Origin of the sequence: Subsaxibacter sp. CAU 1640 (assembly GCF_023156585.1) — a bacterium.
In the GTDB taxonomy this organism is placed as follows: domain Bacteria; phylum Bacteroidota; class Bacteroidia; order Flavobacteriales; family Flavobacteriaceae; genus JBPOFM01.
On sequence record NZ_JALNMI010000003.1, the window covers coordinates 417,256 to 440,578 of the forward strand.

Sequence of the window (23,323 nt, forward strand, 5' to 3'; positions counted from 1 at the left end):
CGGAAAGTAAAAAAGGATTAGCCCGTTAAGTCTTTAGAATGTAAGCTGAACACTGCTGACTGTAGACTGCCAACTGAACACTGAAAACTGACTCATTGATGTTTCTTAACATAGTCCGTAGGCGAACAGCCGTAGGCTTCCTTAAAGCATTTGGTAAAGTAAGAATGGTCATTGAAGCCTACCGTGTAACCTATCTCGCTGATATTAGCATCGGATTTTTTGAGAAGTTCTGCCGCCAATTTCAAGCGTTGCGAACGAATGAATTCGGTGGCGGTCAACCCTGTAAGCGCCTTGAGTTTACGGTGCAGCTGCATGCGACTCATGCCTACCGCCGAACTGAACTCTTGAACATTAAAATCAGGTTCGGTAAGATGGGTCTCCATGATGTCTCGTAGTTTTTGTAGAAAGATTTCATCAAGATTTGTGATGGCCAAATCTTTAGGAACAAGAATTAATTCCTGTGTGTATCGTGACTTTAATTGTTCTCTCGTGGTGATCAAATTGTTGACACGTGCTTTTAGATGATTGGATTTGAAAGGTTTTAAAATATAATCGTCAGCACCTGTTTCAAGACCTTGGTATTTGTCTTTATCTTCAACCTTAGCAGTCAAAAGAATCACGGGAATATGGCTTGTCCGTTCATCAGATTTCAATTTTGACGTCAGTTCAAAACCATCCATTTCGGGCATCATCACATCAGAAATAACGATGTTGGGTACATGTTCTAATGCCAGTTTCAAACCTTGCTGACCATTTTCCGCTTCCAGAAGTTGGTAATGGTCTTTGAATAAGTCTTTCACAAGCATACGAATATCGGAATTGTCATCGATGATAAGCATTAGATTATCATCTGAAATATCTTCTGTAAGCGTATCTGCAACTGTTTCAGTTCGCAAAATCGAGCTATTTTCAACACTCTTCAGTGGCAAGAGCACTTCAAAAACCAACATTCCCTGGAACTGCGATACGCTGATGTCACCGTGATTTAATTCAACCAATTCTTTAACCAAAGAAAGCCCAATTCCCACACCTGTGGCATTCTGGTTGACTTGATAAAACCTATTGAAAATTTGCTGCACCTGCTCTTTTGTCAATTCGTCCGTTGTGTTTTTTACTACCAACCGAACACCTTGTGCTTCAGATTTGGCATCAAACATAATCTTCCCATTTTCTGGGGTATATTTAAAGGCATTCGATAGCAAATTGGTAACAATTTTCTCAATGACATCGGTATCATACATGCGTTGTCCAAGCTGCCCAATGGTCGTATTATAGTCGATAGATTGCTCCGAAGCGTTATGCTGAAAGGAGTTAGCAATTGATTTCAGCAATACTGAAAGTTCTCCTTTTTGATTGTTCAATGTCAAATGACCTGATTCAAGTTTTGCCAAATCGAGCATTTGATTGACCAACTCTTCCAATCGATTGGAACTTCTATAAATAGTTTCCAATTCTTGCTTGTCTTGTGGTTTGATGTCAGGTTGCTCTAATCGCTTTTGGGAATAGCCTGAAATCAGCGTTAATGGTGTACGAAACTCATGGGAAATGTTTGCAAAAAGCTTCGACTTGAAGTCATCCAATTCTTTAAGTTTGCGATTGGTTTTTAGTCTGTTTCTATAGAGCATAAAGAAGAACAATCCTACCAATGCGATAATACCAATTCCCGCCAACAGTAAATTACGCTGATTGGTTTTTTGTTGCTCTATCAAGTCATTTTCTGCTTTGAGTAATTGGATTTCCTTTTCCTTTTTCTCTGATTGGTATTTGGCTTCCAATTCTTTGGCGCTGGCAATATTCTTTCTGGCTTCCAAGGTGTCGCTCACCCTTCTAAACTCTTTGCTATACTGATATGCCTGTTGATAGTTTCCAAGGCTTTCGGCATTAGAATACATGAGTTCATACACGTCTTTCAATTCCTCATAGGCATTCATCCGAAGAGCAATAGTTTCTGCCTCGAGTGCCAATGCGTTGCTCTTCGAAGGATTATTAGCGTCTTGCAAAACATCTGCCTGTTTGACAAGTGCCATCATCAATCCAGCATCATGTTTATGAAGTCGAGTCAATTCTATTGCACGTTCGCCTGCTTCCAAAGCTTTGTCTTTTTGCCCATTCTTATCATAAATATCACTCAACACGACCAAAAAATTGGCTTCTTGTATAGGATATTGATTCTCTCGGTAATAACTAATGGCGTCTTTGACATAGTCAATGGCAACATCATAATTTCCTCTGTCAATCTCTATAATGGCTAGCTTGCCAAGAATAAATTTCTGTTGGGTCTCATTCTTTTCATTCTTAAAAATGGTCATAGCCTGCTGCTGGTAAGAAACGGCCATTTCCAAATTCCCAAAGGACTTGTACACGTCCCCTATAAATGATAAAGTAAAGCCTCGTCTATAGCCTGTAAAATTATGAGCCTCGTAAATACTGTCAGACTTAAGGAGATATTTCAGTGCTAATTCTGTCTTGCTTGAACGCAGGTTGTAAAGTTTTCCCACCTGTCCGTATATAGTAGCGGCCTCCTCCCACAAGTTATATTTGAGTGCTACTTTTTCGCCCTCTTTTGCGAATTCAAGCGCAGCATCTTCTCTACCCAAACGTGCGTTCTCTTGTGTCAGTCGATAATAGACCTCAAATACCAATTTCGGATCTTTGGTTTTTTCAGCATATGAAAGTGCCTTTTGCAATTGGTCATTGATATAACCTGCAGCATTGTCTCCTTCTTTGAGAAACAAACTAAAATAACCAGCCTTTACACGATAATAATCGCTATATGCTCTGGAAGAATTGACGCTTTTTGCATAGTCAAATAGTTTTTGCAAATAAAGTTTACAGCTATCTACATCTTTCTTTTTGTAATAATAGATGAGTTCTGTATAGCTATTGCATTTGGAACTATCTACTACTTTTTCATTTTTAACAATACGCTTTAGTGAATCCACATTCACTTCTGTCTGTGCAAACACTATAAAATGAAAAAAACAGAAAAGTGAAAGTAGTTGTAATCGCATAACAAGAGATTGACCAGATTAAGTTACGCAATTATAATCAATTTACGTTCAAAACCTTAAAGCTATTGTATCACGACGTGTTACATATGTTATAGAATAGGTCAAATCATTATTCAAGTACTTCGAATTCATGCATCAGTCCTTTTTCTTTGGCGTTGGGCACTTCTGAAATCAACACGTATTTGCCTGGTTTAAGATCAACGGAAAAATAGCCCTTACTTCCTTCAGTAGCGTCATTAAAACCACCTAAAAATGTTATACCATCGGGTACAGGAGTGATAAAGCCTTTAGGATCATACCATACCATCCATGCTTCTAGTGCTTTTAAATCAGCACGATCAGATATTTTGGCCAAATGAACATCGCTAGTTGCATAATTTTCATGAAGTTTTTGATTGATGACATTTACCTCAAATACATGTTTTCCAGTAGCGATATTTCGATCAAAATGAAAACCATCTTCTTTAATATCTATCACATCAGTTGATTCTGGGGGTTCGTTTCCACTATCTTTTTCAGAAACACGAACTTCCTTAACCATACCCATGGTAGAATGAAACTTACCATTGGGCATTTTTACGTAACATTCCATTGCGTATAAACCAGGTTCTAAAAACAATGCAGTTTGTGTTGAATGCTTGGGTGCTATTAAACCAGAACCTCCACTTGGAATACATTCGCTGAACCATTTTGGCATTTTCCCAAGAGCTGCAAATCCTTCTTCAACCTTACCTTCGTTTATCAAATCCATGCCTTCTTCAAAGACTGGATCGGCTTCGTTTTTATAATTTTCCAGCGTGATGCCTTCGGGTAATTTTACAAATCTAAAGAAATGAGTTTCACTGGCACGATTGTCATATTCAAAAGTATTCCATCCCGAGGGTATGGTGTCTGCCATTTGAAATTCCATACTCCTGGTGATGATACTGATTGGTAAATCCGTAATTGTAGCCTTTTCTTCATGCTGTTCAGTTGGCAATTCTTTTTTATCGGATTTACAGTTGAATATAAGACATACCAACAATAATGGTAAAAAGATTTTCAAAGTTTTCATATAGATGATTATTAGTTGATGATTAGTTTTTTTAGTACTTGTTTTGATTCCGTAAGCACCTTAAGATAATAAATTCCTGCGGAAATCCCACTGACATCCAATTGATTATTCGAAATTCTATTTTCCAAAACCCTTTTTCCTAAACTATCATAGAGCTGAAGATCGGTAATTTCTAAATGTGTTCGAATATTTATAATGCCGTTGGATGGATTGGGATAAATTATTACTTCTTCATTGAATTCAAATGACTCATATCCCAAGGTTTCTGCCTCTAATTTCACTACCCAATAATCAGACGCCCCACTTCGGTCATCAGGGTCAATGTCAATATTGGAAGAAGTAGTAGTACCAGCTAGGATATAACCACCATCCGTTGTTTGTGTTACGCAAAAACCATCATCATCACCATAACCTCCTAAAGATTTTTCCCAATCAAGGTTACCATCTTCCGTAAGTTTTACCAACCAATAATCCTTTTCACTGTTTGGAATGATACTTCCACTTATATCTCCATCATTAGACCTTGAAAATCCCAAAACGATATAACCATTATCAGAAGTTTGGTCTATGGATGCAGCCTCATCATTTTGAGAACCGCCATAGGCAATATCCCAATCCAAATCACCGTCACTGTCAAGCTTTACTATCCAATAGTCCCTTAATCTACCGCCTCCAGTTATCCCATCAGATCGTGTATAACCTGCAATAATGCATCCTCCATCATTAGTGGTTACGATAGATTTTGCTTCTTCTGAAGCATCACCACCCAAAATGGCTTCCCAAACAATACTTCCATCAAAAGCAAATTTTAGTATCCAATAGTCGTTTTGAGGACTGCCAGAATCTCCTTCTCTTTGTGTAAACCCACAGACCACATAGCCATCAGTTGCGACGTCAACAGAATAGAAACCATCACTATAAAATCTGGGAGTTGTTGATGTACCATAATCGGGGCCTCCAAATATGGTGGTTGCCCAATTAGAATCGATATTGCCAGAAGCATCAAGTTTTGCTGCCCATGCATCGTAATGAGACCCTAACCCTACATAACCTGTCGCAATGTAACCTCCATCTGTTGTCTGTTTTATGGCATAACCATTATCAGTGGTACTCGTACCATAAAACTTTCCCCATTGCATCTGCCCAAGATTGTCTAACTTAAGAATTACGATATCGTCAAAATCATTGTAATTATCAACTCCTGCAAAATCATCTGAATTTGAAGATCCAATCAATATATAGCCTCCATCAGTAGTTTGCTCTATGTTATGTGCTTCATCATGAGCACTTCCTCCGTAATTGTTTTCCCAAACAATGGTTCCATTAGCGTCTAATTTCACCACCCAAATATCACGACCACCATTATTGCCATTAACCTCGCCACCACCAGACAACGAGTAGCCAGCAACAATATAGCCTCCATCAGTTGTTTGCTTTACTGAAAATGCTATTTCTCCACTAGTTCCACCGAGAGACCGCTCCCAACTTATATTTGGTTGAGAAATCATATAGTTTGAGAAGAGAAATGTTATTATGAATAAAAGATTGTATAACTGTTTCATGTTATTGTGTTTTTAAAGATTCTTTAGCTCTTCTAAATTCAATTCCTCTAAAATTCTAGGCAGATCTTCTTTACTCACCTCTTGTGTTTCAATGTCAACGGCAAACCTTTCATCATAAAACATCGATAAACTATATTTCTCATTTCCCTTGAGATACGATTCCTTGACTTTGATGCCATTTATGATTTTAGACTTGGTATAGCCCCAAGTATTTTCTTCGTTGTAGTCCATTTTGCTTGACATTCGGTAGGGACTTACAGAGCCCGCACCTTTTTCACCTGCACCATCAATCACCATCACTCGAATTCTTTTGTTTTTGATACTATATGTATTACCACAGGAACCTAAACCTGGAATCATATTAATCGTTGAAGATGTAAGCGGCATACCTAATAATGTATCAGGTGACCAAGTCTTAAATTCCTCCTCCGTTAAATGGCTTTCTTCTTTAAGAGTATTGATATTATCTACCATCGCCTCTGACTCTTTAGCCAACTCTTGCGCATTTTTAATATCGTTTTTAGCCTTATTCAATTCATCTTTTGCTTGCTTGGCATTGTCTCCGCACGATACGAGCATCATTCCCAGAATACAGATACAGCCTAAATATTTTAATCGTCTAAATATCATAATGTGTGTGTTGTTTTAATAATTAGTGTTAAAAACTAGGCGCGTTATATTCAAATGTGCCATCCACCAAGTGAGGTTCTTCGACCTCATCACCATTTATCGTATGTGTGTACATAGCAGTCCCAGTAAAACTTCCTTTGATGTGTTCTAGGACCACACCATTGAATTCTATTGCGGTGATATTTATTGAAACGGCACTGGCTTGAAGGGAAATATCCTCAAAACCAAATCCTATGTTATAACCATAAGGACTGTTATCGGTGATTTCGTAAGTCCCGACTACTGCAGGAGCAGCAAAGCTTACCGACATCAATTGATTGCCATCGAGATATTCAACGATGACCGCATTTCCATCAGCATTGGGAGCAATCAATCCATAGACATTTTGCCCAGCACTATTTTCATCATCGGTTATGTTAAACGTTCCATTTTTACTATTTCCAGAAACACTATAATTTACAAACACTTCCGTACTCGGTGGTTGTGAATCATTGGAATCATCACTGCCACCACAAGTGAATAGCCATAAAGAGAGTGGCAATACGAATAAGAGTTTAATAATTGTTTTCATAATTAATCAATTTTATTCAGTTAATGTATATTCAAAATCTACTGTTACATTGCAGAAAGAATCGCCGGGAGGTGATGTTGGACCAGTAAAAGTTTTAAATAAAAACTGGTTACCAGACTGCCCGATACTTCCTTTAATATGTGCTACAGTCGTTATGCCCAAACTATTGGTAGTTTCTTCATATTCCGTAATGCTAACAACCACGTTCTTTGACAGTAAATCGGTGAGAATGTCATTGGAACCATTGTTGTCAGCATCATAAAATGCTCTATTGGAATCAAATGATAAGACCATATTATAAGTTGGCTCAAAAGAAATGATTCCTGTAGACGTGGTTTCAAATTCTCCCAAAGTTCGAGAACCTGTAACCGCTGGAAGTTTCATGGTAACATCATAATAATTGTCGTCAGAAGCAAAATAGGAAAATGTCAAATTGACAACTTTTACTGTTCCCTCATTTGTGTCTTCCTCATATACATGCCCTAGAATCATCGAAGCTCCTGTTTCGTCATTATCAGGTACATCTATCCTAAAAACTCCATTCAAATTGCTGGCAGCACTACCAGATATTGTATATTCAATGAAGTTGTCTCCTTGTGGATTATCATCACCTCCATCAGAGTCATCATTATTGGAGCACGAGATGGCTATAATTCCTATTAGAATTATTGATATTATTTTGAGAGCGAAAAAAGGTTTTTTTGTGTTCATAAGTGATATGTGTTTTAAGTTCATTATTATTTAATTTTTGTTCATTCCGAAGAAGTTCATGTTCTTATAATCTTTGGTATGGATGGATGTAGATTGTTTGGTCAACTTTTTCGCAGTGATGCTCACATTGTTTTTGGACTTCTTTTTGTCTTCCATATGCATTTCCATAATCAATCCTTTGGAAAATTGTTCAATGATGCGAGGGTCTATGTCAGGTAAATCGATATTCTTGGCACCACTGAAGTTCATGAAATTGCTTAAAGCAATAGGCGCTTGTGAGGTGTGATAAACTTTAAACACATAACGATCATCTTCCATTTGAAGACCTTTACAGTTATATCCCAACACAGTTTTGGATGGTAACTCGGTTATTTTGTAATCCATCTTTTCCGTTGATTCCTTCACATCAGGAATTGGATACAACTGCATGTAATTGGTGCCATTCGCATCCATAAACATGACCATGGTTTTCAAGTCGGCATCAAAGAGCATGGTAGCATTGCCCATATCTTTTGTTTTTTCGTCTACCATTTGTGTGGCTTGGTAACTGGCGCCATCTTTTATCAAAAAATTCATGCCCATGTTATCTTTTTGGTTTTTGCCCATGTGCATTTCGGTTTCATAAATCCAATCAAAATCATAGGTGCTCGGCAAGTCCGAAGATGATACTTTATGGTTTTTGATACTGTTTCTTACGGATTTGGTCATGCCTTTGCTATCACTGGTATCGTAATCATCCTCATCAATGTCTTTACTACCAGAATTAGCGCTGCCATTGGCATTGCCCATCACCATCTCCATCAATCCTTGCCCTTGCATTCTTACTTCCCGAGCCTTTGGAAGCGTAACATCAACAGGTTGGTAATCATACACCATGACACTCTCTCCTGGTGGTAGCATGTTACCCATTTCTAAAGCATCACGATTTCCTGTATCTGTTTTTTTTGTGTAGATTTCAACTAATCGGCCGTTGTCATCAAACAGGACATAGCTACCTTCATAACCTGGTTCGTTCAAATACTCAAATTTGGTATAGCGTTTACCTCTTAAAGTCTGTTTACTTTCTTTAAAATCCTCATATCTAAAATCATCGGGCTTGTAGATAAAAGCAAACTCCACAATGCCGTTAAATGGATTGGCCGTCATGCCCATATCCTGTTGTTTTTGTAGCTGCGCCATAAATGGCTCTGGTGGGAGTTTATAGGCTTCAAGCATCATGGTTGGCATCATCATTCCTTGGCTCTGTAAGGCTACAATAGAGCTTTTAGTGTACTCACCATCCTTGAAACCATAAATAAATCCCTCGCTATCCACATAGTTAGGCTTTGGCATATCATTTTGTACAGATCGTACTGCTACAGCGTCAGCATCAAAATATTGTGTTTGATTAAGTTTGCCGTTTTCATGAAGTTTGATAACCACATCTTCACGATAAAAGGATTGTTTGGCATTTTTATGTTTTTCTAATGCAGTATTATCCCCTTCAGAAGAAGTGCTTTCTTCAGAGGCATTATCATCAGATGTATCTCTTTTCTTGGTAGCATCGTCAATAGTTTTTTCCGTCTTTTTACTAACGGCTTCATCCGTTTTGCGAAGTATTGTACGTTCGGCGGCTTGTTCGGCTTTCTTTTTTAGTTTCTTAAGGATTTGTGCCTCGGATGAAAATCCTATAAAAAGGCAAACTATCAATGTGAATATGTGTTTCGTTCTCATCTGTCTTAAAATTTGAATTACAGTTATATATGTTACAATTGTTCAAACTTGCTATCAGAGAGATCGCAGAGAATTGCTAACTTCTCTGGTCACCTAACATCACTGCCATTTCCACGACAATAGTATGCTAGACTTTTTGGGGATTCTATTTATTAGTACCTTGAAATAAAAAAGGTAAACATCGAATGCTGATTTTTTTTGTTTATTTGTGTAAACGAAGATTTTAACCTCCTTTATGTTAACCTTTTTCTTCAAAAAATAACTAATGGATAGAGACCAAGTACAGCATACCATTGAGCGCCTCAAAGAAGGTGACAAAACGGTACTTGAACATCTCTATAAAGAACATAGAACACCGTTTTTAAAGTTTGCTTCTAAATACAAACTCTCCAAAGATGAATTGCTGGATATTTATCAAGACAGCATCCTCGCTTTTGTGGACAATGTAAAGAACGGCAAAGTGGAAAACCTCAACAGCTCTATAGGAACTTACCTATTTGCCATTGGGAAATTTATGGTGTTCAAACGCTTGAAACGATTGGAAATGGTTGATGAGTCGCCTATTGATATGGAGAGATTGGAGTATTATCATCGTGAAACCCACGACAATAATGTTTATGATAATGAAGAACTAGCGCTTTTCAAGAAATGTTTTGAACAATTAGGCACACAGTGCAAGGAGTTGTTGCAACTCTTTTATTATAGAGGATTTGATCTAGAGGAAATTCAAGCAGCGCAAGGCTACGATAATTACAATGTGGTGAAAAGCCAAAAATCGAGATGCTTGAAACATTTAAAGACTTTAATTAGCAAACACAAGAATGGATAAGGAACGATTGATAGCAAACTACGTTCTCAACAAATTGTCGGACGAGGAAAAAATTGAGTTTGAACGATTGATGGAGACGGATGCCGACTTTATAGAGCAGGTGGCGTTTGAAACAAAACTCAAAAAGAGCTTGTTTGTATCCGAACATCAAAAACTGAAAGGGCAATTGCAAAACATTGAACGAACCAGTTCACCTAAAAACCGCAACACAGGATGGTATTGGATAGCGGCATCGATTGTTGTTTTATTAAGTATTGGTACCTTTTGGACCTTCAGCTCACCTTCTAATGATGCGCTTTTCGAACGTTATTACCAAACGGCAAGCAACACATCCTACCCTATCGTTAGGTCAAATGATACCGTTTCAGATGTGATGACCAAAGCTTACATCGCTTATGCAAGCCAAGATTACCTAACAGCGCAAAAATTGTTTTCTGAAGCTTTTGATCAAACCGATGCCTCTGAATTATTGTTCTACAAAGGCATAAGCCAACTGGAATCAGGCTATTTTTCTGATGCCATTGAAACATTGAAAAAACATCAAACTTTTAAGGATACATTATTGGAGAAAAGTCAATGGTATTTGGCTCTTGCTTATCTCAAGTCTGATAATCTTACTGACGCTAAAACTATTTTAAATGGTCTTACTGCTGATGCTTCCAATTACAAATACACAGAGGCAAAAGAATTACTATCGGAATTATAACCGTCTGTACACCACAAAACCAATCACAGGGACCAACAACAACAACAACCACCAATAGCCATTGGCACTGGATTTAAAGGCATCCACATTCCCAGAAATCACAAAGCCTGACCAATAGTATGGATGCTTCAACGCTTCATCAATTTCTGAATTGAGATAATCGCGTTTGGCCAATTTCAACGCTCTATGTTTTGGCGCGCCATTGTCAAGGTGTTTGTAAAAGGATGCCATAATACTCGCAGTGGCTTTGTCGTCCACCTTCCAAAGGCTCATTACGGTCGAAGGCACTCCGGCATAGGTAAAGGCTTTTGAAACACTCTGTACACCTTCACCATTATAAATCATACCAAAGCCCGTGTCGCAAGCACTCAAAACCGCCAAGTCTGCATTCAAAGTTTCATTATAGAGTTCGCCGACCAACAAACGTTCACCACTGAAATCGAGATGTGAAAATTCAGGATTTTCCAAATCAATACCAGAATGCATCGCCAAATGAAGAATATTGAATTCTGGAGATTTCTCAATAAATTCGTGCTTGGTGGCATTCTGAAACAATTGCGATGGTACGATATCTCCAATGGCGCTAACCTCTTTCATCACTGCAGGAAGGTAATTGGCTGATATTTGGTTTTCAGATTGCCCTGTAAAAATCCCGACAAGCAGGTCTTTTTGGCTTGGGACTTTTAGTTGTTCAGCATAAAGTTTTAGAGAGGAACTATAACTTATCACTTTATCGCTTTCGAAATAATCATCCATCAACGCTTCAAAAGGCAACATCGCCAATGACTGTCCTGCAATAATGGTGATATCATCAAATTGGCTTTCATTCATTAAGTCGACCAACGGCTTCATAGCTTCAGGAATCACCACCTCCGAATCAAATTTAGACAGCGCATTCACATACGTAGAAATCGAAGTCGCCACATCATCATCCTCATTCAAACGCTTCAACTTACAGTCGGTTTTGCTAATCTGAAATACAAATAAATCGCTCTCCACAAATACAAACTTATACGCTACTTGGTCTGTATCAAGTTGCTTCTTAAAACCCTCCAGGTCAAAAGTCTCCTGACTCCTATGATAATAGGGTTCGTAGGTTTGCTGAATGGCTTGCTGCTGTTTTCGCAATTGTGTTTTTAAATCGGTGATGCGATGGCTCAAAGAATCGGACGACAAGCCTGATTCCTGCTTGGAAGTATAGAGTTTGTTTTGATAATAATTGATGAGCGATTTCAATTCCAACTCCTTGTATAAAATGGAATCAGGAATATTCAACCGTTGCTTTGATTTGCTGTAAACAAACTTTGACCACGTCAATTTGGAAGTATTGTTCTCAAGTGTTTGAAGGATGTCTGAAAGCATTGTAGATTCTTGCTTCAACATTCCGCAGGATATCAATCCCTTTTCGATGTCCTTATAAGATTTATACAGTTTGGAATTATACATATCACCGATATAAATTTGGTTGAACAATTCTGAAGTGAGCATAAAAAGATTATAAGCACTTTTGAAATCGTCCTCTTCTGAAGTCTTTTGATAATGCTTCAAGAAATGCGTACCCATCATCAGCAAACCATCTAGGGTTTCATATGTATAAAACTCTTTGAGTTGCTCTGGTTTCAAACTCGAAAAAGAATAATCAGTGTTCGGTGTTTTTAAAATGCATTGCATTGCTTCGTCAAAACACCGTACAGCGTCCTCACTGCGCATCTGTCGTGATAAAATGGCACCTTCTTCGCACAGCACTTGAAACTTCTGATGGTCGCTTAAGTTCTCTTTGGAAAGAATGACTTCCGAGAGTTTTAAAGCGTCTGTATTCCGTTTTTGCTCGGCCAATAATCGAAACAATGCCAACTGATAAGGCGTTGGGTCGGTGTAAAATTTTGCCTCACTCTCGGTTGCCAAGGTGATGGCTTTGTTCAAATATGTGATGCGTTCAGCGTCTGACAATTCTGGTAATTGCGACTGCAAATAGTACAGATTAATCTCGCCTTCCACATCCCACATATAGTAGCGTGTCGATTCTTTCAGCAAATTTTCAGAAAGTCCAATGTATTTCTTGGCCTTATCTTGTTCGTTGGTTTGGTAATAGATATCTATATAGGCGGCATAGAGTTGCCACAGGTCGCGTCGGTCCAGGGTTTTCTGTTCACTTTTTTTATGCGACAGACTCATAGAATCCAGCAAATGTTCTTGTTTTTGAAGGTAGTTTTCCGCCAACTTATAATCACCATAAAAGCTGTACCAGTCGGCCAACTTCCTATAGGTTACAAACCGCTGGCTGAAGGCATCTTCGTGCGTACTGACTTTTTCCCAATACTGTTCGGCATCGCTTAACAGTCTAAACTCCTCACGACGCAATCCCAACTTTTTGTAGTTCTCCACTACTCTATCATAATTGGCATAAACGTCAAATAGGTTTTCAGGATGATGTGTTTTATAGAGCGCATTTGATCGTTCGTAATAGGCATTGGCTCGCTCTGGGTCGCCCATTTTGGTGTGGATGAATCCAAGGTCATCGATGATGTAAAGTACCTTTTGATGATGCTCTGGAAAGGTATCAAGTACAATTTCCAAATTCTTTTCAGCCTCTACCAAAGCCTTGTCCCACTTGCCCAAATAACCATATTGATGATAGATACGATTCTGAACCAAATGTTTTAAATACAGATGACTTTCTTTCGGAAGTTGCTGGCAATAATCGCGTGCTTTTAAGGAATTTTCCAAAGCACTGCTGTGTCTATCCTGTCCGCCGACGATTTCCGAAGAACAAGACAAGGTATAATAATACTTTGCCCGAATGACCTTCATAAAATCACCACTATGGGTGTTTTCATTTAAGGCAAGCTTTCGAAACTTTAAGGATTGATCGTATTCACCTTCAAGGTCTAGCGAATCTGCGATGTGTGTATTGTCGCTCACTTGCGCTAACAGCAAACAAGGCACCATCAGGCACCAACACATCACAAGAAGCTTTAAGTAATTCATCTACAGAAATAAATCACCTAAATATAAACAAAATGAATGGCTAAAAAAGAGAGGCTATGGCAGTTTTCATTTTCTCTGCACGCTCGTGCACCTGCTCTTCCGTCCAGGACATCTTAATCAAACAGGAAATGTTTCTGCCAATGTAAAGGTCCGATTGGTCAAAGCTTTTGGTTTTGAGGTAACTTAAACCAGCTTCCAATTCTTTGGATAAGGGATGTAAGGTTTTCAGCTGCTTCAAATGATCCCACTTGCGGACGTAATGCCAATTGTTATCATAATAATGAAAGCAGCCATCGATTCCGGCAGATTTCAATGCGGTCATAGCTTGTCTTGCAGCTTCCAAATCGGGTAGGAAGAAATTCAAAAAGGCATAACTTTCTTCGCCACCATCGGGAACGATGCGAAAATGCACTTGCGGAATCGTCTCCAATGCTTCACGTAGGATGGTATAATTCTTCTTTTGTATCTCAAGAAATTCTGGTAGGCGTCTGGCCTGTGCCAAACCCACCGCAGCGTTCAATTCACTGATTCTAAAATTATAACCCAAGAACGGATGTTCTTCAGCACCTCTGTCATACCCGACGTGGTCGTGTCCGTGGTCAGAATAGTGGTCGGCGTTCTTATGATAATCATCATTATTGGTCACCACTGCCCCACCTTCGCCGCAGGTAACGGTCTTTACATAATCAAACGAAAAACAACCCACATCACCATAGGTGCCCAAGGCTTTGCCTTTGTAAGTACCGCCAATGGCTTGACAGGCATCTTCTATCAACAGTAATTTATGTTCGTCACAAATGGCTTTCAATGCATCTAGGTCAGCCATACTGCCGCACATGTGCACTGGCATAATGGCTTTGGTCTTTGAAGTGATGGCTGCTTCCACAGCCTTGATGTCCAAGGTGAGCGTGTCATCAATATCCACCAAAATAGGAATGGCTCCCAGCATCATGATGGCTTCAAAACTCGCCACAAAAGTAAAACAAGGCATGATCACCTCATCTCCTGCTCCCACACCAGCCACGGCAAGAGCCATCGTCACTGCCGATGTGCCACTGTTCACCACCTGCACGTGCTTCACGTTCAATTGCTTCTGCAATTCGCTTTCCAGTTCCTTGGCTTTCCAATGGCCCTGACGCATTCCGTCAAAACCATAGCGCATCAGTACACCTGTATTTAGAACGTCGTTAACTTCTTGGCGCTCCAAATCACCAAACATTTCAAATCCTGGCATGTGCTCGTTTATTTAGTCGTTTTCAGAAAGTCGAAAAATTGCGCCACAGAGGCATCGTCTGTAGCGGTCAAGGGTGTACCCACCTCTTGTTTATTGGTATCTACCACCAGCATTAATGGGAAAGTCATCGTCTTATTGTAGTGCTGCACCAGTCGGCGTTGTTTGATCTCATTGATACCGACATTCTTACTGGTGTTGTTACTGCCTTCCATCATCAACAACACATATTTATCAGCCACGGCTTTAAAATCAGACTGCGCCAATTCTTCTGTATAGAACTCCAGACATTCCTTGCAACCCGGCTTTGTAAAGTAAATCAAAATCGATTTGTTTTCCTGTTTTGCCAATTCGAGGGCCACATTAAAATCTTTGTTCCAAGATAAAGGCACTTCCTGTGCTTTCAGTGATAAACCAAAACAAAGTGTCAGCAGTATGATAAAGTTACGCATGGGTAATAGTTGTTTATGTATGTCACAAATATAATTGAAACTTATCCCTGTTCAAAAGGAAAAGATGCTTTTAACTACAATTCCACCACTGCTTCGTGCACCTCTTTACGCACTTTCTTGAAGCCGGCAAACATATCATCGGGATGCCTAAAGCCTACGGGCAGTAGCAGCACACTCTTTAATCCTTTATCTTTCAGGTTTAAAATGGTGTCAAACTGCGCTGCATCAAAACCCTCCATAGGGCACGAGTCGATGCCCTCTACGGCACAGACGGTCATGAGGTTGCCGAGGGCGATATACACCTGACGGATGGCCCACTCCTCACGTTCCGTTGCGCTCATGTTGCGGATGGTCTGCTTCAGGTCGGCGCGGTATGGTGCGAGGATGGATTTTGGGGTGTTACGGATGTCGGTCACATTGTCAAAATGCGCATCCACATCGGTGTCAGAGATGCTGTCTTGCACACACAGCACCAGCAAGTGCGAGGCATGCAATACCTGTTTTTGCCCAAAGGCGAGCGGCACGAGTTGCTCGCGAATGTCCTTGTCCTCTACCACCACCAACTTGATGGTTTGCAAACCGAAGGAGGTCGCCGTGAGGTTGAACGCCTGCTTTAAGGTATGGAGTTGGCTGTTTGAGAGTGTATGTTGTGGGTCGAACTTCTTGGTGGCATAGCGCCATTCCAATCTTTCTATGATATCCATTTTGTGTTGAACTTTTTGCAAAGATAGGGATTGTGTGGTGACTGCACCACCGCTGTGTGCGTGTATTGATAATGGTGGTATTGAGGGAAGTTATGGATGCTATTTTGGGGACGCGTGCGGATGCTCTTGGCATGCGTGCGGATGCGTTTGGCGTGCGTGCGGTTGCTCTTGGCGCCCGTGCGTTTGCATTTGGCGTGCGTGCGTTTGCATTTGGCGTCCGTACGGATGGGTTTAGCTAGCGTGCGGTTACACTTGGCTTGCGTGCGGATGGGTTTGGCGTGGGTGCGGATGGACTTGGCATGCGTGCGGATGGGTTTGGTATGCGTGCGTTTGCACTTGGCGTCCGTGCGGATGGGTTTGGCGTGTGTGCGGATGGGTTTTGCCATTGTGGGTTGTCTTGAACCTGAGACTCTAAAAGAGCAACTTTATTTTCTAACTAATGAAATCTATTAATTGTAAATGTGTATATTAGCATCTCTCCCTAATAATATTGACAGGTCTTTAATGACTTGTTCAACCCATGTTTTTTTTAAATATAAACACACTAATTCCTTGGTTAAATATGGATATAGAAAAATTCAAAATGGATTTTAAAGTTTTCAAGATTGATGAAAGTTTTTATGAATTGAGAAACAAAGGGTATGATGATGTTATTGAAACCATTAAGAACAATCATATTAAGAAACTGCGTCATAAGTTTAATAATTTGGACATAAAATTGGTTGATCCCAAAATAACTTCACTTGTACAAAATGAGTTTGATTTTAGAGCATACTCATTTCGACAACCTAAAGAAAAATTTTATCTTAAAGTTTTTTTACCAGATGAATTAACTGATGATCAAAACTTCAATATCGTAGAGTTTTCATTTGTTTTATTTATAAAATACCATGGTGAAATATATTGTATAATTAGTGGGAGTGGGATGAATGTCATAAAAAAATATCTTCACCCAACTTTTGGAATTGAAATATATCAACGTTTAGCCAAACCAACAGAAGACAATGTGTTAGAATTATATGTACGCAGTATAGCTAATAATATATCTTCCAAAAAGGAAACATTTAATTTAAATCAAACCATTTTGGAAACTTTGGTTTATTCTGATATACCTACCAAAATTAAGCTAAAAATGAGGAGTGATTTGAAAGCCAATGAATTCAAAGAATTCAAATTAGATAAAAATTTAGCTCTCATGGAGGTAGGATCTTATTTCTACTTAAGAAGTAAAATCAATTTTGAGGAACTGAAACATTTAATCTCCAAATTAGACAATATTTATTTCGATTATAATCCTCAAAAACTGACACTTTTTAGCAAAGTAAATGATTCCAACTTAATTAAAAATCTAGATGACTATTTGATAGAACTTGTCATAGATGATATTCAAGCACATATAAATCCAGAAAAAGTAAAATATGTGATGAATGAGATTATTGAGGTGGTACATCCCAGTAAACTCGAAAGATTTTACGAGTGTGACAAGTTTGTAATCAAATATAAATTTGCCAGAGGAAACAATTATTTAGATGTATATGAAAGAGCCGACCTATATTATAAGGCGACAAAGTATATTTATGACAGTATTGAAAATATAAATGAAAGGTTCGAAATTAAACAAAGTATATATAAATTAAACATTCTAGGTTACGTGAATCAAAGGGAAATCACTTTTGCTAATTTCTTTTCACACGTGACTGCCGAAATTGATTTTTTGGGGTATAAATATTTTAAAATTGATGGACATTGGTACATACTAGAAGATGCTTTTTTGAATTTAATGAACGAGGATGCAAAAAGTTATTATATTAAATACTTATTAAAAGAAAATCTCTTAAAACCATGGAACAAAGATGATGATGAAGATGCTTATAATAAAAGCCATGACAGGCTCCCAAACTATTATGTATTAGATAAAATATTAAAAGACAATATTGAGCTTTGTGATATTTTAACGATACGAGATAATGTAGCATATTTTATACATGTAAAAAATGGTTTCAACACTACAATGAGAGACTTGTACATTCAATTGATTCTATCGGCAAAAAGGCTTTCAAACGATTTAAAAAACACTAAAGGAATAAGTTATCTAAAAAAGACTTTGACAGAATACAATAGAAAAAATCCCAAGAAAAAAATGGATGTTGAATCCTTTTTAAATAAAGTAGCAAAAAAAGAAATTTCTATAAATTTTGTTATGGCCTTTAAAAATAATCATCACAAAACTTATCCAATTTTAGAAAGAATAGACCGATGCAAGTCTAATATTGCCAAATATTCTATAGTACAAGCCGTTAAGGAAATGCAAGCTTTTGATTTTGGAATTAGCTTGATTGATATTTCAGACTTATGAATTAGCCAATCCATGAAAAGTTTTTTGGTTTAATTAAAAATATGGTGGATATTGTTCAAACAAATAATATCAAATAAATGTTTTCATTTCATTTTCAAAATTTTCTAGGAAAGCTCGACATTCAATATCCGAACTATAAAGGCATACCAAATGATAGTCCAGTTTACATATTTTACAAAGAGAATTCTGATTTAAGTAAACATGAAATATTACGACGATTCTATAACCTTTTAAAATTAAATGATATTACTTATCTAAAACCTGAAAAAAACCTAACTAGTGAATGGATTTTTGATTTGTCTGAATTTAAACGCTCCTTTAGATGTCTTAATGATGTTGATTATTTAAAAGGAATAATAACTATAGAACCAGAATATTTCAGAAAATTTAATGAGTCTCTCGAGGAAGAGCAAGATTGTGACATTGAAGAGGAAACATCAATTAAATTTTCAATAAAAAAGGAAGAATTAGACTTGCTAAAATATAATACAAATGTAATAAGCGATGAATTATCTATCTCATTAAAAAGATTTCAGAAAGACCATCCAAATTCCGATAAATGTGGTTTTTTGATGATGAAATTTGAAGACTCGAAATTGCAACAAAATATTATTGGAGTATTAAAGTCTCATTTAGCGAAAAAAGGAATAACGCTTTTAAGGGCTGATGAGAAATGGTATTCTGACGATCTTTTTGAAAATATTAAAACATACATGCAAGGATGCTCTTTCGGAATTGCACTTTTTGATAGAATAAATACAGAAGAATTCAATCCTAATGTTTCTTTAGAAATTGGCTACATGATGGCACTGAATAAGCCTGTACTTTTATTAAAAGATAAAACATTAAAATCCTTACAAACGGATTTGGTTGGAAAACTATATCATCAATTTGATTATCAATATCCCGAAAGCACTATCCCTCTCGCTTTAGATAAGTGGATTTCGGACAAAGACATCAATTAGTTTATTCCGCCATTATTGATGTTTCCAAACACAGCAAAAAAAACCACAACCCTTTTACAAGAGTTGTGGTTTTCCACGTTAAAGACAGCATCTCGGCTTACTTTGGCATCAGGTTGCGAAACTTTAAACCATTTACCGCCTTAAAGATGGGGCTCTTATAGCCAAATAACAACTTAAAGTAGCCTTTGACATCAAGCGCCACAGGTACCAAACCAGTCTTTGGAGCATAGAACACCTCATCGCGTAGAATGCGTGCCAACTTCAGTGCTGCATGGGCTTCTTGTGCAGTGGCATTGGTTGCTTCAAGTTCATCACCAAAGGCTGTTAATCCCGCTATGGTAAATTCAGCCTCGTTGCTTTCAAAGTCGACAAATCCTGCACAGGTGGCTACAATTCCTTTCCAAGCCTGAATGCGATTCCCAAATGACTTATGACTGGCACTGATATGCTTATCAGTACTGTCTGGGTCAATTGGGATGCCTCGCTTCCCATTCAAGATGTTTGCATAAGTACGGAAATCTGAAATCACCTTTGCATCGGCACCACACGCCATGAGCAACCCATATACTTGGGCCGACTTTGGCGATGCCATGTCAAAGGTTGTTGAACGTAGGTTGATGGCCGTTTCGAACTCCTGCTTCTTCAGTTGCACCCCTGCGAGGGCTTCACTGGCAGTGGTTTGAAGCGTTTTCAAATTGGCAAGTGGTAGCCGAGTACCAGGAGGATTGTAAGGCGGTGTGCCAACCTGCACGACGTAGCCGATGAGTTGACCAAAGGTGTTGAAATTAACACCATGACCAGACTCTTGCTTCGCCCGCTTGCGCTTGGCTTTAGCCTCCTCCGGGGTAATTTCGGTTTCTTCCTCTTCAACCGGGGTTATAGACTCCACTGTGTCGGAGGACACAATGTCATTAGCTTCAAGGGTCTCGGTAGGCATTGCCTTCTCCGGAGCGTCCATAAGCTCGCCCATAGTCATTTTTCTGGGCGTACCGTTGATGCGTCTCTTCTTAATCTTTGTAGACATAACGTAGGTATTAAGTTGTCTTCGACAACGCCACTGCATCTATTGCAGCCAACTGCCGAAGTAGTTTAGGGCACGATGCTTTTGTTTTTGGTCTTCACAGATTATAAAACATCGGCATCGCCATCTTTGAAACCCTGCCCTCTTTACAAGGGCTTGTGATAGAGCTCATTGACGGCTGCAATTTGTGTAAAAAAACAATACGTTCATCGATGCCATTTTCGGCATTGAAAATTCAATAATTATAAAATCTTACAAAATTGTAGGAGAAGTGGCGTGGCTGTTACGGAATTTCCTACATTGACAAATGTTAAAATTTGTGAGTTTCGATGAAATACATTAAAAATTTAACATTTATGATAAAAATAATTAAGCTCAATCATTCAAATACCACACATTGGTTACATATCCTATTTAAAAATTGCGATTCTTCATCTTTTTTTCCTTTCATTCCATTTAATTTTTACATTTAGGGCATAATTTCAACATGCAACTTAAATTGAAGCTGCGTTGCTAACTTGGGTATCGCCACTACTTAAGCCAAGACAAGCCTAGAAATAACTTGCTGAATAAATCCATGATACTCATGAATAAAAACATTCAGTTTATAAAAGGCTTTTTAAAAGGAAAATATCGTGGTAACCTGCGTGTGTTTTTAAACAAATCTGCCTTTGTGCGAGGGCTTTTTTATAAAGGTTCTTATGCCGCAAGCAACAGTGATTATTGCTATGGGATATGGATGAAACACCTTAAGCATTTGCATTTGGTGAACAAACCGTTTCCCAAGGCTGTATTAGAAATGGGTTGTGGCAATTCACTAGGTGTGGGATTGGCAGCGCTGATATCTGGTGCCGATCGGTTTTATGGTTTGGAGCGTACGCAGTTTTGGAATCACTCTACCAACTTACGCGTTTTTGATGAATTGGTAGAGATGTTTAAAGCGCGAGAGGTTTCTGTGGATATTGCTTCTACTGATAACGATGAGAAAATTCAAACGAAATCCTTCCCTTCTGACCTATTAACGGATGCACATTTGGAGCTTGCATTATCCAGTGAACGTTTAGCGCGTATAAGAAAAGAGGTGGAAAATCCTTTTGACTCAAATAATAAGTTTATTACATCCATCATTCCATGGACCAGCCAAGACCAAGTGCCGAAGGCTTCTGTAGATCTGATCTGTTCGCATACTGTACTGCAACATGTGATGGATATAGAAATGGCTTACAAATCGATGGCGCATTGGTTGAGAGAAGGTGGTTGTTTATCTCATACCATCGATTTTCAATGTATGAATACTTCTCAATATTGGAATGGTCAATGGACTTACGATGCCAAAGCTTGGAATTTAGTCACTGGTGGTACGGATTTGATCAACCGTGAGCCAGTTTCAAAACACTATGAATTGCTGAACAGGAATGGATTTGAGATACTCTATGAAAATGCCATTATTACCAAGAGTGAGTTGGCTATTGATGACTTGGCTGAAGAATTCAAATGGTTCAGTGAAAAGGACCTAACGACTTCGGGGCTGTATTATTTGGCGACGAAGACCAATTAGGGGATTGCAATGCACATACTCATTATAAGCCTTAAGCTTTTGACGCTGCTCAAGAAAAACGGTTTGGGATTACATGCTGTGATCCCAGATGGTGGTCCTGGGCAAGCATGAAACCCTCATCTAGCTTCGCTTGATTGGTTTTGTGTTTTCATCCGCTTACAAAAGCAAGCTTTTGACGCTGCTCAAGAAAAACGGTTTGGGATTACATGCTGTGATCCCAGATGGTGGTCCTGGGCAAGCATGAAACCCTCATCAAGCTTCGCTTGATTGGTTTTGTGTTTTCATCCGCTTACAAAAGCAAGCTTTTGACGCTCCTGAAAACACAAAACCCGCAACTCTCGTTGCGGGTTTCTTTTGCGGAGAAAGAGGGATTTTGTTCCAACCTCCCTCTTATGGCATTTTGCAAATGCCTAAAGCTTAAAAACAAAAAAACCACACAAGTAAACTTGGTGGTTTTCTATTTTCAAGCTTTGCGCTTGATTGCGGAGAAAGAGGGATTCGAACCCCCGGAGGTGTGACCCTCAACAGTTTTCAAGACTGCCGCATTCGACCACTCTGCCATTTCTCCTTAAGCGGATGCAAATATATGATGATTTTTTTATTGCTACCAATCTTTTTTTAGGATTTTTTATTAAGCACTATCTTTAAAAACAAAAAAACCTCCCTATCAATGAGATAGAAAGGTTTCTTTCCAAGATTTAGGACGGTTTATTTTTTGCCCGGCGCTTTCTTTGGTTTGGATTGAGTGCTAGCAGGCTTTTTAGGAGCTGCTTTTTGCTCTTTCTTCGGATTTTGGTTCTGTGTTGCCATGATGACATTGTTTTAGTTAAACCAATTTTTAAAAACTTAATCTAAAGTAGTTGTAAATAATGGCGTCACATATCGCAATCAAATAAATAAATATCCCAAAAACAAAAAGTTCCCAAAACAATTTGTCTCGGGAACTTTTTTTAAACCGAACCTGGCATTTTACCAGTTGTCGATTTCATCTTTCAATTCTTCTTTACTCTTTCCGTATTTTTCTTGAACTTTTCCGGCTAACTTATCAAAGTTGCCTTCTGCTTCTGTATATTCATCGTTGGTGATTTTACCATATTTCTTTTTAAACTCACCTTTAATCTGTTTCCATTTTCCTTCAAATTGATCTGAATTCATAATATATTGTTTTTAGAGTTAAACTTAATTGTATACTCAAATTTACCCTTAAACTTGCTTCATGGATGACTCAAAAAAGTTCGGTTTTGACTCAAAACATTATTTA

19 protein-coding genes and 1 tRNA gene are annotated in these 23,323 nt (G+C 38.4%); 5 read left to right on the forward strand and 15 right to left on the reverse strand.

The annotated features are described in order from the left end of the window. Positions 1–92: 92 nt before the first annotated feature. The 7 genes from M0G43_RS09270 to M0G43_RS09300 all read right to left on the reverse strand — a co-directional run bounded on the left by M0G43_RS09270 (position 93) and on the right by M0G43_RS09300 (position 9,252). Positions 93–3,011, reverse strand: coding sequence for a response regulator (locus M0G43_RS09270; RefSeq protein WP_248025329.1), 2,919 nt, complete (start codon positions 3,009–3,011; stop codon positions 93–95). Between the two features lie 109 nt (positions 3,012–3,120). Further along, positions 3,121–4,065, reverse strand: coding sequence for a hypothetical protein (locus M0G43_RS09275; RefSeq protein ID WP_248025331.1), 945 nt, complete (start codon positions 4,063–4,065; stop codon positions 3,121–3,123). 11 nt (positions 4,066–4,076) lie between these two features. Next, positions 4,077–5,627, reverse strand: a complete 1,551-nt coding sequence (locus tag M0G43_RS09280) for a T9SS type A sorting domain-containing protein (protein WP_248025333.1) — start codon at positions 5,625–5,627, stop codon at positions 4,077–4,079. 12 nt (positions 5,628–5,639) lie between these two features. Then, complete coding sequence (locus M0G43_RS09285; RefSeq protein ID WP_248025335.1) at positions 5,640–6,257, reverse strand: hypothetical protein; 618 nt, start codon at positions 6,255–6,257, stop codon at positions 5,640–5,642. A 28-nt stretch (positions 6,258–6,285) separates the two neighbouring features. Further along, positions 6,286–6,828, reverse strand: a complete 543-nt coding sequence (locus M0G43_RS09290; protein ID WP_248025337.1) for a hypothetical protein — start codon at positions 6,826–6,828, stop codon at positions 6,286–6,288. Positions 6,829–6,840: 12 nt separating this feature from the next. Beyond that, positions 6,841–7,539, reverse strand: a complete 699-nt coding sequence (locus tag M0G43_RS09295) for a hypothetical protein (protein ID WP_248025339.1) — start codon at positions 7,537–7,539, stop codon at positions 6,841–6,843. A gap of 30 nt (positions 7,540–7,569) precedes the next feature. Then, positions 7,570–9,252 (reverse strand): hypothetical protein, encoded by a 1,683-nt coding sequence (locus M0G43_RS09300; protein ID WP_248025341.1) that lies wholly within the window; start codon positions 9,250–9,252, stop codon positions 7,570–7,572. Between the two features lie 265 nt (positions 9,253–9,517). Here M0G43_RS09300 and M0G43_RS09305 point away from each other — a divergent pair, with 265 nt between their 5' ends. Continuing rightward, a complete protein-coding gene (locus tag M0G43_RS09305; protein ID WP_248025343.1) occupies positions 9,518–10,081 on the forward strand; it encodes an RNA polymerase sigma factor in 564 nt (187 codons plus the stop codon). After that, a complete protein-coding gene (locus M0G43_RS09310) occupies positions 10,074–10,787 on the forward strand; it encodes a hypothetical protein (RefSeq protein ID WP_248025345.1) in 714 nt (237 codons plus the stop codon). The genes M0G43_RS09305 and M0G43_RS09310 overlap by 8 nt, the downstream gene beginning before the upstream one ends. On the opposite strand, the gene M0G43_RS09315 is transcribed toward M0G43_RS09310, so the two are convergent. From M0G43_RS09315 to M0G43_RS09335, 5 genes are all read right to left on the reverse strand, one after another. Next, positions 10,782–13,775, reverse strand: a complete 2,994-nt coding sequence (locus M0G43_RS09315; RefSeq protein ID WP_248025346.1) for a CHAT domain-containing protein — start codon at positions 13,773–13,775, stop codon at positions 10,782–10,784. The two genes, M0G43_RS09310 and M0G43_RS09315, sit on opposite strands and share 6 nt — an antisense overlap. A gap of 40 nt (positions 13,776–13,815) precedes the next feature. Next, positions 13,816–15,009 carry a DegT/DnrJ/EryC1/StrS family aminotransferase gene (locus tag M0G43_RS09320; RefSeq protein WP_248025348.1) on the reverse strand — a complete coding sequence of 398 codons (1,194 nt, stop codon included), beginning with the start codon at positions 15,007–15,009 and terminating at the stop codon, positions 13,816–13,818. An 8-nt stretch (positions 15,010–15,017) separates the two neighbouring features. Further along, entirely contained in the window at positions 15,018–15,458 is a 441-nt protein-coding gene (locus M0G43_RS09325; RefSeq protein ID WP_248025350.1) for a thioredoxin family protein, read from the reverse strand. 74 nt (positions 15,459–15,532) lie between these two features. After that, complete coding sequence (locus tag M0G43_RS09330; protein ID WP_248025352.1) at positions 15,533–16,162, reverse strand: NAD(P)H-dependent oxidoreductase; 630 nt, start codon at positions 16,160–16,162, stop codon at positions 15,533–15,535. After that, complete coding sequence (locus M0G43_RS09335) at positions 16,150–16,548, reverse strand: hypothetical protein (RefSeq protein WP_248025354.1); 399 nt, start codon at positions 16,546–16,548, stop codon at positions 16,150–16,152. The genes M0G43_RS09330 and M0G43_RS09335 overlap by 13 nt, the downstream gene beginning before the upstream one ends. Before the next feature lie 176 nt (positions 16,549–16,724). On the opposite strand from M0G43_RS09335, the gene M0G43_RS09340 reads away from it, so the two are divergent. Both M0G43_RS09340 and M0G43_RS09345 read left to right on the forward strand, forming a co-directional pair. Next, positions 16,725–18,518, forward strand: a complete 1,794-nt coding sequence (locus M0G43_RS09340) for a DUF6119 family protein (RefSeq protein ID WP_248025357.1) — start codon at positions 16,725–16,727, stop codon at positions 18,516–18,518. A gap of 77 nt (positions 18,519–18,595) precedes the next feature. Beyond that, complete coding sequence (locus M0G43_RS09345; RefSeq protein ID WP_248025360.1) at positions 18,596–19,483, forward strand: hypothetical protein; 888 nt, start codon at positions 18,596–18,598, stop codon at positions 19,481–19,483. Between the two features lie 97 nt (positions 19,484–19,580). Here M0G43_RS09345 and M0G43_RS09350 read toward each other — a convergent pair whose 3' ends face one another. After that, entirely contained in the window at positions 19,581–20,507 is a 927-nt protein-coding gene (locus M0G43_RS09350; protein WP_248025363.1) for a hypothetical protein, read from the reverse strand. A 583-nt stretch (positions 20,508–21,090) separates the two neighbouring features. On the opposite strand from M0G43_RS09350, the gene M0G43_RS09355 reads away from it, so the two are divergent. Next, the gene (locus tag M0G43_RS09355; RefSeq protein WP_248025365.1) at positions 21,091–22,062 is read left to right on the forward strand and encodes a class I SAM-dependent methyltransferase; all 972 of its coding nucleotides are present in this window, start codon (positions 21,091–21,093) and stop codon (positions 22,060–22,062) included. A 483-nt stretch (positions 22,063–22,545) separates the two neighbouring features. On the opposite strand, the gene M0G43_RS09360 is transcribed toward M0G43_RS09355, so the two are convergent. Continuing rightward, positions 22,546–22,630 (reverse strand) — tRNA-Ser (locus M0G43_RS09360). Between the two features lie 401 nt (positions 22,631–23,031). Continuing rightward, entirely contained in the window at positions 23,032–23,217 is a 186-nt protein-coding gene (locus M0G43_RS09365) for a CsbD family protein (protein WP_248025367.1), read from the reverse strand. Positions 23,218–23,323: the final 106 nt, after the last annotated feature.